The organism is Mycobacterium sp. (assembly GCF_025965855.1).
GTDB lineage: Bacteria > Actinomycetota > Actinomycetes > Mycobacteriales > Mycobacteriaceae > Mycobacterium.
Window position 1 is genome coordinate 1 of the sequence record NZ_JAOPWB010000353.1, and the last position, 12,378, is coordinate 12,378.

Consider the following 12,378-nt stretch of genomic DNA (forward strand, 5'->3'; position numbering starts at 1 on the left):
CCGCCCGCGCCGCAGTCGAAGGCGCCCGCCGGCGAACCGGCCCCGGAGTCGGGAGCCGGGGGGGAGCAGGAAGGCGCTTCCGGCGAGCAGCAACCGGACTCGAGCAACCGCCAGCCCTACTTGACCAGGGTGCTTGAGCACATTCCCGGCGATGCGGCGCCGCTGGCGCCGACGCCCTAGCGGAACGCCCCGTGGAGATCAGCCGTGCTTGGGGTGAACCGCGGTGAAAGACACCGACACCTCGTCGTCGACGCGCACCGAGCCCATCAGCAGCGAGTAGGGCTTGACGCCGTAATCGGTTTGGCGGACGCGCGATTCGACGGACATTCGCCACGCGTCACCGAGATCTTCCGTGCGCAAATCGATTACGTGCTTTCGGGACTGTCCGCGAATGTGTAGCTTTCCGGTAAGGCGGTACCCGTCGCCGGTCTTGTAGATGGTGTCCGCCGCGAATCGGATCTCGGGATAGCGGTTGGCGTCCAGCGACTTCAGTGCGCTCGATTTCACCAGCGCCTTTTCCGGCCCGGACAATGCCTTGACCCCGCCCTCGCCGCGCAGCACCTCGAAAGAATCGACGTCGACGGTTAGCTCCGCGGTGACCGGTTCGGTGCCTGCCCAGGCAACCGAGGCCTCCCAGCGCGTCATCGCGATGGTGAGCCGATGACCCATTCGCGCCGCCCTGCCCGCGACGCCGGTGCGGATCGACAACTCACCGTCGGATGCGGTCAGGGTCCACAGGCCGGTCACAGACCGACTGTAGTCACATCGTCAAAACGGTGCGGTAGTGCGACCGGCCCTGTTCCATCGCCGCGTAACCCTCGGCGGCCTGCGACAGGGGCAGCTCCTCGATCCACGCCCGCACACCGGACAGGACCGCGAAATGCATGGTGTCTTCGACGTCTTTGGCCGTGCCGGACGGGTGGCCGATGACGCTGAGTCCGGGAGTTATCAGCTGGATGGGGCTGATGGGCAGCGGGTCGGGGGTCACGCCGATGGTGATCAGTTCGCCTTGTGGCCGGAGGCCGCCGACGGTGTCGGCCATGGCCTGGGAATTACCGGCGGTGGCGAGGACGACCGCCGCACCACCCAGGGCCCGCAGCGCCTCGGACACGTCGCCGCTGGTGGAATCGATGTAGTGATGGGCGCCTAATTTCCGTGCGTCCTCGGCTTTGCCGGTGCCGCGGGCGATCGCGATGGTCTCGAAGCCCATCGCGCGGGCGAACTGCACACCGAGGTGCCCCAGCCCGCCGACGCCGAGAATGGCGACCGGGTCTCCGGGCAACGCCTTCGTGTGGCGCAGCGCGTTGTAGGTCGTGACACCGGCGCAGCCCATCGGGGCGGCTTCCACATCGGAGAGCTCCGACGGTATCCGGGCCAAAGCGCTGACCGGCACCGTCACCGATTCCGCGTAGCCGCCGGGATAGTGCCAGCTCGGGATCTTGCCGTTGACGCAGTGGATGAAAATGCCTTTGCGGCAGGGGTCACAGTGGTAGCAGCATCCGCCGAACCACCCGACCGCGACGCGGTCGCCGACCGCGAATGTGTCGACGCCCGCACCGAGTTCGGCTATGGTCCCGGCGATCTCGTGTCCCAGTGTCAGGGGCCACGACATGTTGGGGAAGCCACCGTGGACGAAGGCGCGGTCCGTTCCGCACACGCCGCATGCGCTAACGATCAGACGTACCTCTTCACGCCCCGGCGGTTGGGTTTCGACGTCAGCCAGCTCCAGTGGCCCGCCTGCGGACCGGATCCGGACGGCTCGGTGAGTCGGCATTGTCTTAACCTAATGCGCGACAGGGCATTTCGCTGCCCCGTCGGTGTGGTAGTCCACCTGCCAGTGCTTGATCCCGTTGAGCCAGCCCGACCGTAGCCGTTCCGGCCTGCCGATCGATTCCAGGTCCGGCAGGGCGTCGGCGATCGCGTTGAACATCAGGTCGATCGTCATGCGCGCCAGGTTCGCCCCGATGCAGTAGTGCGCGCCGGTGCCCCCAAATCCCACGTGCGGGTTGGGGTCACGCAGGATGTTGAACGTGAACGGGTCGTCGAACACTTCCTCGTCGAAATTGGCCGAGCGGTAAACCATTACCACCCGTTGGCCCTTCTTGATTTGCACGCCGGACAGTTCGTAGTCCTCCAGCGCGGTGCGCTGGAACGACGTGACCGGGGTGGCCCACCGGACGATCTCGTCGGCAGCGGTGGCGGGGCGTTCCCTTTTGAACAGTTCCCACTGGTCGGGGAAATCGGTGAAGGCCATCATGCCCTGGGTGATGGAGTTGCGGGTGGTCTCGTTGCCGGCGACAGCCAGCAGGATCACGAAGAAGCCGAACTCGTCGTCGGAGAGCTTGTGGCCGTCGATGTCGGCCTGGACCAGCTTGGTGACGAGGTCTTCCCCCGGATTCTTCGCCCGCTCGGCCGCCATCTGCATGCCGTACATGATGAGTTCGACGGAAGCGGTGATGGCGTCGTTGTTGGCGAACTCGGGGTCCTGGTCGCCAACCATCTCATTGGACCAGTGGAAGAGTTTCTTGCGGTCTTCCTGTGGCACACCCATCAGCCCGGCGATCGCCTGCAACGGCAACTCGCACGACACCTGTTCGACGAAGTCGCCGGAACCCTCGGCCGCCGCGGTCTCGACGACGCGGCGGGCCCGCTCGGCGAGGTCTTCGCGCAGGCGCTCGACGGCTCGGGGAGTAAAAGCCCGCGAGATGATCTTGCGCAGCCGGGTGTGCTGCGGCGCGTCCATGTTGAGCAGGACGTATTTGCCGCGGTCGATCTGCTCGCCCACCGTCCCGTCCTTGTAGCGCGGCAGGGCGGTCTTTTGCAGGCTGGAGAAGACATCGCTGCGCAGCGAGATTTCCTTGACGTCCTTGTGCTTGGACACCACCCAGAAGCCGCCGTCGTCGAATCCGCCCACCCCGATCGGCTGCTCGTTCCACCAGATCGGCGCGGTTCGGCGCAGCTCGGCCAGCTCTTCCACCGGCAGCCGCTCGGCGTGGACGTCCGGGTCGGTGAAATCGAATCCGGGCGGCAGATTCGGCTGGGTGGTCGGCTCGGTGGTTGGCTCCGATGTTGACAAGTCCCACTCCTTCATACGAAGTCGTCTAGTCGTCTTCTTTGTGCCAAATAAACCACTGCTACACCAGGTTGGGAAGGACTACAGCAAGATCGCCAAGCCGAATTGCAACGTGTTCAGCACCGATGAGTTTCGCGGGCGTCGGCGGTCTCTATGGGAATGCGGTACAACAAGCACCGACCGACGGGAAAGGGAGCACATGCGCATCGTTCTGAGCGACTTCATGAGTCTGGACGGGGTTGTCCAAGCCCCGGGCGGCCAGGGGGAGGACACCGACGGGGGATTCGCACACGGGGGCTGGTCGATGCCGTACTTCGAACCGGAAACCATGGGACCGGCCGTCTCCGAGCTTATGGCCGACACCGAGGCGCTGCTGTTCGGCCGCCGGACCTGGCAGACGATGGCCGCCGCCTGGCCGAGCCGCGCCGGCGACCCCTTCGCCGACCGGATGAACGAGGTCCCCAAGTACGTGGCGTCCCGCACGCTGACGCAAGACGAACTGAGCTGGCCCGGCTCGACCCTGCTGCCCGCCGACGACGCGATCGGCGCCATACGTCAACTGCGTGCACGGGAGGGTAAGGCGATCCAGGTGATGGGCAGCGCGTCACTGGCCGCGCAACTGGTCGAGCACGACCTGGTCGACGAATACCGGCTGATGATCGAGCCGATCCTGCTCGGCGGCGGCAAGCGGGTGTTCCCCGACGACGGTCGGGCCCGCGCCCTGGAGCTGGTGTCGGCGACGACAACCGGGACCGGGGTGCTGATCTGCACCTACCGGCGTCGGTGAGCGCCCCTCGAAGGGAGCTTGTGGCTCACGACGCAGTCGATATGCTTTGGTGCAGGTCACCGGCGACAGGCGGGGTGGAACATGATTAGGGAACTGCTCAGCGCCGCTTCGATAGCGGGCATCACGATCGGTATGGCGCCGTGCGCGGCCGCCGATACGCAGTACAACGGCGACGTGCCGGGGATGAACTATCAGGCTTCGCTGGGGGCGCCCTGCGACAACTACGAGCGCTTCATCTTCGGGCGGGGCCCCAGCGGACAGGCCGAGGCCTGTCATTTCCCGCCGCCTAACCAGTTCCCCGCAGCCACCACTGGCTACTGGGTCATCTCCTATCCGCTGTTCGGAGTGCAGCAGGCCGGCGCGAAGTGCCCGGGCCCGCAAGTGGCGGCACAGTCACAGGCCGGGCTTCCCATGCTCTGCCTGGGAGATCAAGGGTGGCAAGAGGGATGGTTCACCGGCGCGGGGTTCTTCCCGCCTGCTGGATGACGGGCTGACTCAATGAACCGCACTCAGCCCGCCGAGGCACCGGTCCCACGCTGGCTGCGCTTCGTCCTCGCGTCGGATCGCGCGGGCTCGGCCTGGTACGTCGGGGCCGGCTTCTTCTTCGCACCGGTGCTCGCCGCGCTGTCGCCATGGCCGGCGGTCACCGCCGCGCTCTGGGGGGTCATCGCGGTGGCCGGACTATGGCTGGGCCTGCTCGGTATCGCGATGGCAGTCGGCCTAGCACGCATATTGCGGTCCGGCGCCGAGATCCCCGAGGACTACTGGCGCACCCTGGTGAACTACTAGAGTCGTACCAAAGGTACTGCGACAAAAGGAGGTTCCGATGGGCTTCAATCCCAAAGACGCCGTCGACGCGGCCCGGGACATCGCCTCGAACGCCGTCGAAAAGGCTTCGGACATCGTCGAACACGCCGGCGACATCATCCGGGGTGACGTCGCGGGCGGTGCCAGCGGCATCGTGCATAACTCGATCGACATCGGCACGTACGCGGTGGACAGGGCGAAAGAGGTGTTCACCGGCCCCGGTGCGGAGGAAGTCGACGACGAGTAACCGCCGTTAAACGGCGGCCGCGGCGTTCAGCTCGTCCAATCTGTTGGTCGACTCCAGGTACTCCTGCACCCACCGCTCGATGACGGTCGAGGTCTTCTCCACCTTGTTGAACTGCCCGACCACCTGACCGACGGGGTTGAACGCGACATCGACGGTCTCGTTCGGGTACTTGTTCGTGGCCCGGACCGCCATGCCGGAAACCATGTACTGCAACGGCATTCCGAGCGGCTTGGGGTTGTCCGCCTGCTCCCATGCCTCCGTCCAGTCGTTGCGCAGCATCCGGGCCGGCTTACCGGTGAAGGAACGGCTGCGTACGGTGTCACGGCTGGACGCCCTGGCATACGCCGCCTGCTGAACCGGGGTGTTCGAGGCTTCCTCGACCATGAGCCACTGCGAGCCGGTCCACGCCCCCTGGGCACCGAGCGCCAAGGCCGCGGCGATCTGCTGGCCGCTGCCGATGCCTCCCGCCGCCAGCACCGGCACCGGGGCGACCTCCTTAACGACCTGCGGCCACAACACGATCGAGCCCACCTCGCCGCAGTGACCGCCGGCCTCGCCGCCCTGGGCGATGACGATGTCGACGCCGGCATCGGCGTGCTTGCGGGCCTGCGAGGGCGAGCCGCACAGCGCGGCCACCTTGCGGCCGGATTCGTGGATGTGCTTGATCATCTCGGCCGGGGGGGTGCCGAGCGCGTTGGCGATCATCGCCACCTTCGGGTGTTTCAGCGCCACTTCGACCTGCGGGGTGGCGGTCGCTTCGGTCCAGCCGAGCAGTTGCAGGGTGTCCTCGTCGGCGTGATCGACGGGCACACCGTGATCCGCCAGGATCTTCTTGGCGAAGTCCAGATGCTCCTGCGGCACCATCTTGCGCAGCGTGTCGGCCAGCTCCTCGGCCGAAAGGTGGGAGTCCATGCCCTCGTACTTGTTCGGGATCACGATGTCGACCCCGTAGGGGTGATCGCCGATGTTCGCGTCGATCCAGTTGAGCTCGATCTCCAGCTGCTCGGGCGTGAAGCCGACGGCGCCCAGCACGCCGAAACCACCGGCCTTGCTGACAGCGACCACGACATCGCGGCAGTGGGTGAAGGCGAAGATCGGGAACTCGATGCCGAGCTCGTCACAAATCGCGGTGTGCATGCCTACTCCTGGGAAGCTTGACCGATGCTGAAAGAACTGAAACGTGTTCTAGTTTAGTACGGACCCCGTTGACGTGGCCACCCGCCCTTGACCAGCGCGTCGGCACTACGGTGTTTCAGGACGTGTCAGGTGGTCCACAAGACCAGCAACGCGAGCATGCCGCCGAAGCAGACCAAGTGATCGCGGCAGATGGCGCGCGCCAGACGGGTTTGTTCGACCGGGCCGTCCGCGCGGCGTCCGAGCCGGATCGCGGCGGGGACCGTGTGCGTCAGCGCCAGCACCATCGGGATACCCGCGAGTGCCGCCGATGTCGCCAGCAGCCATACGGGGTGGTGGCCCCGAGCGGCCTGAAAGCCCAACGCGCCCAGCAAGGTCAGCATGACTAGGGCGATCAGCCGGCTCATCGGTCGCGATGTGGTCGTCGCGCGATGGTAGTAGCCCGCGATGGAAGCGAGCACGGGCTCGGGCAATTCCTCACCTCCGCTTCGGTTTTGAAGAACCTGGACGTCGAAGATCAGGTCCATCCACAAGACGGCGAGCAGAAAGCCACTGCAGGCGATGAGTAACGGGGCCACGACGCTCGATAACCTCCGGTTCGCCTAGGCGCCGCAAATGCGGATCGGCTTATTTTTCCGTGCCGCACTTGCTTCTGGGAAATCGCTTCCAATTGTTGTAAACGTGTCGAATTACCCGCCAGGAACGCCTACCATCCGCTCATCGCTGTCGCAAGATGGTCGATTGGTCTCGGTGAACAGAAACGTCACAATCCCAGAAGGCGGGCCCCCTGCGGACACCCGCACAGGATGTCACACCACGCCCACTACCACCCAGCAAACCGCGACTGACTTTCGAGACTCGGTCCGGACCTTCGGCTTCTCGGCGATCTCCGACGACTGCAGCGCCCACAGCCCTAGCGCAGGTCCAAATCCCTGTTGCCGGGGTTTTCCGGAAGGCAACATAGTGCCCATGGTTAAGGGGGATGCAATGACTACACCAACAGGTTGGTATCTCGATCCGAGTCGCGTGTCCGGCACGACCGCAGCCGAGCCAGAGCCCAAGGATGACCCGTTCTACAAATACGACGGGCCGCTAGAAATAGACCCGGGAACAGTGCTGAGGACTCGCAGGACTACTTACCACATAGGGGGCTACTCGACGCTGCTCAAGGCCACGCAGCTGCTCTATCGGTCGACGGCCCAGACCGGCAAACCGACCGTCAACGTCGCGTCGGTCATTCCGCCGCTGATCAAGCCAGACAAAACGAAGGTGCTCTCGTACCAGTCCGCCTACGACTCCCTCAACCAAAGCGACGAGCCGTCGTATGGGATCTCGGGCGGGAACCCTAATCTGAGCAGACTCGTCGCCGAAGTCGAGCTAGCGGTCTACGGTCACTTCCTCGCCGACGGGTACACGGTCATCGTTCCCGACACCGAGGGCCAGAGAGCGGACTTCGCCGCAGGCCCCGAGTATGGAATGAACACGCTCTACGCGATCCGCGCCGCGTTTTCAAAGGAGTCGACCCTCGACCTCCCGGACGACGCAAAGGTTGCGATGCTCGGATACTCCGGCGGTGCGATTGCCACCGAGTGGGCCGCCGAGCTCGCCCCGACCTACGCGGACGACGTCAACAAGCGCTTGATCGGCGCGGCGATGGGCGGCCTGCTCGTCCACCCCGCGCACAACCTGCACTACGTCGAGGGGAGCCTCGGCTGGGCCGGCGTCATGCTGATGGCGATCGTCGGCGTCGCGCGCGCGTTCGAGAAACAGACCGAATTCAGGGAGTATTTCAGTACGTCGAGCCGTTTCCGCTGCCGGCCGAAGGCCAACGGCGCGAAGCTCTTCGACGACATGCAGACCAAGTCGATCATTCACGTGCTCGGCCAGTACCCGGGTCTGACGTGGAAACAACTGGCCAAACCCGAATACCCAACTCCCGAGAGCATTCCGCTCTACGTCGAGTGCGTCAACAGGCTGATCATGGGTACCGGCGGGGTTCCTGACGGCGTTGCTACGCCGACAATCCCGCTCTTCATCGGCCAAGGCGCCAACGGTGAGCCCGAGGGCACGGCGGGCAACAAGGAGGGCATCGGCCCCGGCGACGGCGTGATGATCGCCGGCGACGTGCGCACGCTCGCCCGCAGCTACTGCGCGAGAGGCGCAACCGTCTGGTACGAGCAGTACGACGCTCTCAGTCACATCTCGAGTCTCTACTTCTGGGTGCCCCACTCGATCGCCTGGATCAAGCAGCGCTTCGCCGGCGAACCGGCGCCACAGAACGGTTCATCGATCAACCCGGGCAACCCCCTCGACCCGATTCCCGCTCCAAAAGAACCCCGACCCGCGCGGTGACAAAGACCGCGGGCACATTGAACAACCCACTCGGCGTCGGTTACCAGTCCCCTTACGCCGTCACCGGTGTGCTTGACCAACCAGCCCCGCGCCCCTCGATCGCCGCACGCAAGACCTCGTCATATGCGGCGAGGGCTTTCCGCATTCAAATCCGCGTCCGTCTCCCACCGACGGGTCGAACCCTCCACTTCGGTGAACAAAAACGTCACCACCCCCGAAAGAGCAGCACCTGTCATGGCATCGCCTCGGCCCACGCGATATGCCCCTCGAAGTCAAGCGCTTTCGCCATGTCGCGGTAGCGATCCCGGAGCTGCGCGTAAGCGGCGGCCTCGCCGTGAGCCCGCGCCAGTAGAGCATCGAGTCGCAGCAGCCAGATGTCGCGTAGCACCAGACCCTCATCGGCTGGCGCAGCCGCTAACCGCTCAATCGCGGCCTCGGCTTCGGCTTCGGAAACATCATCGTCAGTCCCGCGATCCAGCAGTCGGGTAGGGGGGAGGGGGCTCCGCGCGACCAGCGTGCCCGCCAACACTCCCGACCAGCTGTATACATATCCCCCCGAACGAAAACCGAAGATTTTTTTCGCTGCGGAAGTCGCGTTGCAGCAGGGGTTTCCACTGGTTTCCGCTGGTCAGGTGGTGTTTTGCGGAAGTTGGGCTGCAGCAACGGAATCGGGGTTGAACCCGTGTCTAACCTGGGGTTGACCCGCGCGGCCGCTAGATGCTTTGTCGGTGCGGTCGCCTAGCGCCACGCCATGGCCGAGCGGGCCGGTCTGGCCGAGCGTGTCATCGCCTGCGATGTCGCGCTGCGAGGCCAGCCCGGTTAGGCCTGAAGCGGCGCTTTTGAGGTCTCGATCTCCGTGTCGCGGAACCCGTACCGGTCCAGCAATCGCCTCACAGTGGTTTCGGCGAGGTGGTGTTTCACGATAGGTCCTATGATCACTTTGACGAGAGCCTCGCGATCGAACGGTAGTCGCACATACGGTGTGAAGACTTTCGAGTCGTCGGGCCTGAATTGCACGTCGACTGTTGTCAGCGCGCCCTGCGCATAGAACGAGTACGGCTCTCCGAGGCTATGCAGGGCTCTCATCTGGTTGAGACTGCGGCCACCGTGGTGTTCGGTGATCGTGATGCGGTGCTCGCGTTCGTCTTGATAGTCCGAGTGCTTCACCAGAGGCAGACGGTGCACCAGGCCGTGGGTCTGAAAAATGCAATTGCCCACGTTGTTGTCGAAGCTGCCGCTGTTCTCGCCAATCCGCTGCACCGTGTCAATGAGTCCGCCGACAACGAGGTCGCGCGCGGACTCGCCATAGCCGACCCTCTGCAGGAACGCGCCCCACGTGAGTTCGACCTGCTGGCCCGATGTCCCGCTGATGGTCGCCATGACCGGCACCAGCTTCCCGTTCGGGGCGTGGTTGTACTGAGGCACCTTGAGGGATTGGATGCGTTCGGTGTCGAAACCGAGCGCGAAGCCGCGCCCGTCGGCGCCGCCGTAGCGGGTCCACTGGCTGACTGCGTCGGAGAGTTCGCTGAAGCACGCGACGAACATCGCGTCGTCGAACCGCATCAAGTCCCTGGCGTCCATCAGCCTCAGCGCTTCGAGCTGCGCTCGGTATGCCTGCGAGTGGTCGCTTGGCTCCTCAGCGAGCCGCTCCAGCCTCTCGACGAACACCGCCCAGGTGTAGACCAGTTCTCGGGAATCGTTCATCGCCAATCAAACTGAGCAACGGGCAGGAGCTAGTACGTTTCGGGGATCACGACTACTGGTACGACCCCGGCCGCGTAGACGACCCGAGGCCGCGCGGTAGCTGACACTTCCTCCGAGTAAAGCGTATTTCAACGGATCGCGGCCAACCCAGAACAAACACCTTCCACCACCCCGAAAAGCTCCTGTCCGACGGGGACGACGACGAACCGTAGCGAGCTCTCTTGATCGGCGGCGGCGTCACGGGGTAGCGTGGTGCTGCCAATTACGAAACCATGCGTAGCGTAATTGACCGGCCCTGTTTACCGGAAGGATCGGCCTGATGCGCAGCCGTTACGCCGGCCATCCCTTCACCGCCTCGACGGCCGAGATCGCGGCCGCACTCGAGGATGTCAGCATCCCGACACTGCTGCTCTCGCTTGTCCACATCACCCGCGATCCCCGGTTCATTCGGGATTTCAAGCCCATGGGCATCTTCCTCAACGAGGTCCAGGGCTTCATGTCGGAGGAGGACAAGGCCCGGGCCCGCGCGGCGGCGCTACCGGTGATCACCGATTATCGAGACCGCGGTTGCCCCGAGCCCGAGCCGCTGAGCCGCGAACTCATTCGGGAGATGATGGACTGGGCCGCCTGCGAACACGTGACCGACGATTACCTGCCGCTGATTCTGGAAGAGATGGATCTCGAGGGCGTCGACCCCCGTCGCCCGGCCGCCCTGCCGGCCGAATCCGCCGCCGAGCTGCCCGTCCTGGTCGTCGGGTGCGGCGAATCCGGCATTCTGGCGGGAATCCGCCTCCAACAAGCCAACATCCCGTTCACCATCGTCGAAAAGAACGCCGGCCCCGGCGGAACGTGGTGGGAGAACAGTTATCCCGGCGCCCGCGTCGACGTCGCAAACCATTTCTATTGCTACAGCTTCGAACCCAACAACGATTGGACTCATTTCTTCGCCGAGCAGTGCGAGCTGCGGGACTATTTCACCGAGGTGATGAATAAGCACGACCTGGGCGAGCACGTCCGCTGGAGCACCGAGGTTGTCGCGGCCGAATGGCACGACGACGACGGCACGTGGAGCGTCTCCCTGCGCCGCGCCGACGGTGAGACGAGCACGCTCAGCGCGCGGGCCGTCATCACCGCGGTCGGTCAGCTAAACCGGCCCCATATCCCCGAATTCGACGGTGCCGACACCTTCGCGGGACCCTCATTTCACTCCGCCGCCTGGGATCACTCGGTTGACCTGACGGGCATGCGCGTCGCGCTCATCGGGGCCGGCGCGAGCGGCTTCCAAATCGCACCCGCGATTGCCGACCAAGTCGAGCGACTCACGGTGTTCCAGCGGACCGCCCAGTGGATGTTCCCGAACACCATGTACCACGACGAGGTCGGCGACGGCGTGCGCTGGGCGACGCGCCACCTGCCGTTCTACGGACGGTGGTATCGGTTCCTGGTGCTTTGGCCCGGCGCCGACAAAGGGCTTGACGCCGCGGAGGGCGACCCGAACTACGCCGATCAGGATTATGCCGTCAGCGACATCAACGCCGCCGCGCGAATGATGTTCTCGCAGTGGATCACCAGCCAGGTCGACGACGGCCACGAGCTGTTGGCCAAGGTGTTGCCCGACTATCCAGCCACGGGCAAGCGGACCCTGCAGGACAACGGCAGCTGGCTGCAGACACTGCAACGGGACAACGTCGAGTTGGTGCGCACACCGATCCAGAAGATCACGCCGCGCGGCGTCGTGACCGGGGATGGCGTGACCCACGACGCCGACGTCATCGTCTACGCCACCGGATTCCGGCACACCGATGTGTTGTGGCCACTAAAAGTGACGGGCCGCAACGGGATTGACCTGCACCAGATGTGGGGGAGCCGCCCGCACGCCTACCTGGGCATCACCGTGCCGGGCCGAACTTCTTCATCATCTACGGGCCCGGGACGCATCTCGCCCACGGGGGCAGCCTGATCTTCCAATCCGAACTGCAGATGCGCTACGTCGACCAGTGCCTCAGGCGGCTGGCGGAGCAGAGGCTGCACTCGGTCGAGCCGAAGGCCGAAGCCGCCACGGCGTGGCATCACCGGACACAAACGCAGATCAAGAAGATGGTCTGGTCGCACCCGGCGGTCAAACACTCCTACTTCAAGAACGCCGACGGGGAGATCCACACCGTCAGCCCGTGGCGCCTCAACGAGTACTGGGCCGCGATGCTACAGCCCGATTGGTCACAATTTCTTGTGCGACGGGGAAAGTGAGCGCTCCAGCATGCGAACGGTAGTCCT

The 12,378-nt window shown here is 64.9% G+C and carries 11 protein-coding genes and 3 pseudogenes; 7 read left to right on the plus strand and 7 right to left on the minus strand.

The features are described 5' to 3' along the window. A pseudogene (locus tag JWP83_RS30380) lies at positions 1-180 on the plus strand (hypothetical protein); the annotation flags it as partial. Positions 181-198: 18 nt separating this feature from the next. On the opposite strand, the gene JWP83_RS30385 reads toward JWP83_RS30380, so the two are convergent. Genes JWP83_RS30385 through JWP83_RS30395 form a run of 3 tightly spaced genes read right to left on the minus strand, consistent with a single transcriptional unit; the run spans position 199 to position 3,076 of the window. After that, complete coding sequence (locus tag JWP83_RS30385) at positions 199-738, minus strand: YceI family protein (protein ID WP_297739112.1); 540 nt, start codon at positions 736-738, stop codon at positions 199-201. Positions 739-760: 22 nt separating this feature from the next. Next, a complete protein-coding gene (locus JWP83_RS30390; RefSeq protein WP_297739083.1) occupies positions 761-1,774 on the minus strand; it encodes an alcohol dehydrogenase catalytic domain-containing protein in 1,014 nt (337 codons plus the stop codon). A 9-nt stretch (positions 1,775-1,783) separates the two neighbouring features. Next, complete coding sequence (locus tag JWP83_RS30395; protein WP_297739085.1) at positions 1,784-3,076, minus strand: cytochrome P450; 1,293 nt, start codon at positions 3,074-3,076, stop codon at positions 1,784-1,786. A 196-nt stretch (positions 3,077-3,272) separates the two neighbouring features. On the opposite strand from JWP83_RS30395, the gene JWP83_RS30400 reads away from it, so the two are divergent. The 4 genes from JWP83_RS30400 to JWP83_RS30415 all read left to right on the plus strand — a co-directional run bounded on the left by JWP83_RS30400 (position 3,273) and on the right by JWP83_RS30415 (position 4,914). Beyond that, positions 3,273-3,860 carry a dihydrofolate reductase family protein gene (locus JWP83_RS30400; protein ID WP_297739088.1) on the plus strand — a complete coding sequence of 196 codons (588 nt, stop codon included), beginning with the start codon at positions 3,273-3,275 and terminating at the stop codon, positions 3,858-3,860. 81 nt (positions 3,861-3,941) lie between these two features. Further along, positions 3,942-4,346: a hypothetical protein gene (locus JWP83_RS30405; protein ID WP_297739091.1), complete on the plus strand. Its 405-nt coding sequence runs from the start codon at positions 3,942-3,944 to the stop codon at positions 4,344-4,346. A gap of 12 nt (positions 4,347-4,358) precedes the next feature. Further along, positions 4,359-4,649, plus strand: a complete 291-nt coding sequence (locus JWP83_RS30410; RefSeq protein WP_297739094.1) for a hypothetical protein — start codon at positions 4,359-4,361, stop codon at positions 4,647-4,649. A 37-nt stretch (positions 4,650-4,686) separates the two neighbouring features. Beyond that, positions 4,687-4,914 (plus strand): hypothetical protein, encoded by a 228-nt coding sequence (locus JWP83_RS30415; protein WP_297739097.1) that lies wholly within the window; start codon positions 4,687-4,689, stop codon positions 4,912-4,914. Positions 4,915-4,920: 6 nt separating this feature from the next. Here JWP83_RS30415 and JWP83_RS30420 read toward each other — a convergent pair whose 3' ends face one another. Then, a complete protein-coding gene (locus tag JWP83_RS30420) occupies positions 4,921-6,051 on the minus strand; it encodes a nitronate monooxygenase (protein WP_297739099.1) in 1,131 nt (376 codons plus the stop codon). A gap of 125 nt (positions 6,052-6,176) precedes the next feature. Further along, positions 6,177-6,626: a hypothetical protein gene (locus JWP83_RS30425; RefSeq protein ID WP_297739102.1), complete on the minus strand. Its 450-nt coding sequence runs from the start codon at positions 6,624-6,626 to the stop codon at positions 6,177-6,179. A 409-nt stretch (positions 6,627-7,035) separates the two neighbouring features. Here JWP83_RS30425 and JWP83_RS30430 point away from each other — a divergent pair, with 409 nt between their 5' ends. Then, entirely contained in the window at positions 7,036-8,400 is a 1,365-nt protein-coding gene (locus JWP83_RS30430) for a lipase family protein (RefSeq protein WP_297739105.1), read from the plus strand. Between the two features lie 232 nt (positions 8,401-8,632). On the opposite strand, the pseudogene JWP83_RS30440 reads toward JWP83_RS30430, so the two are convergent. Then, positions 8,633-8,881 (minus strand): annotated as a pseudogene (locus JWP83_RS30440) (hypothetical protein); the annotation flags it as partial. 338 nt (positions 8,882-9,219) lie between these two features. After that, positions 9,220-10,104, minus strand: a complete 885-nt coding sequence (locus JWP83_RS30445; protein ID WP_297739109.1) for a DUF2971 domain-containing protein — start codon at positions 10,102-10,104, stop codon at positions 9,220-9,222. A 319-nt stretch (positions 10,105-10,423) separates the two neighbouring features. On the opposite strand from JWP83_RS30445, the pseudogene JWP83_RS30450 reads away from it, so the two are divergent. Next, positions 10,424-12,351: pseudogene (locus JWP83_RS30450) on the plus strand (flavin-containing monooxygenase). The last annotated feature ends 27 nt before the right edge of the window (positions 12,352-12,378 follow it).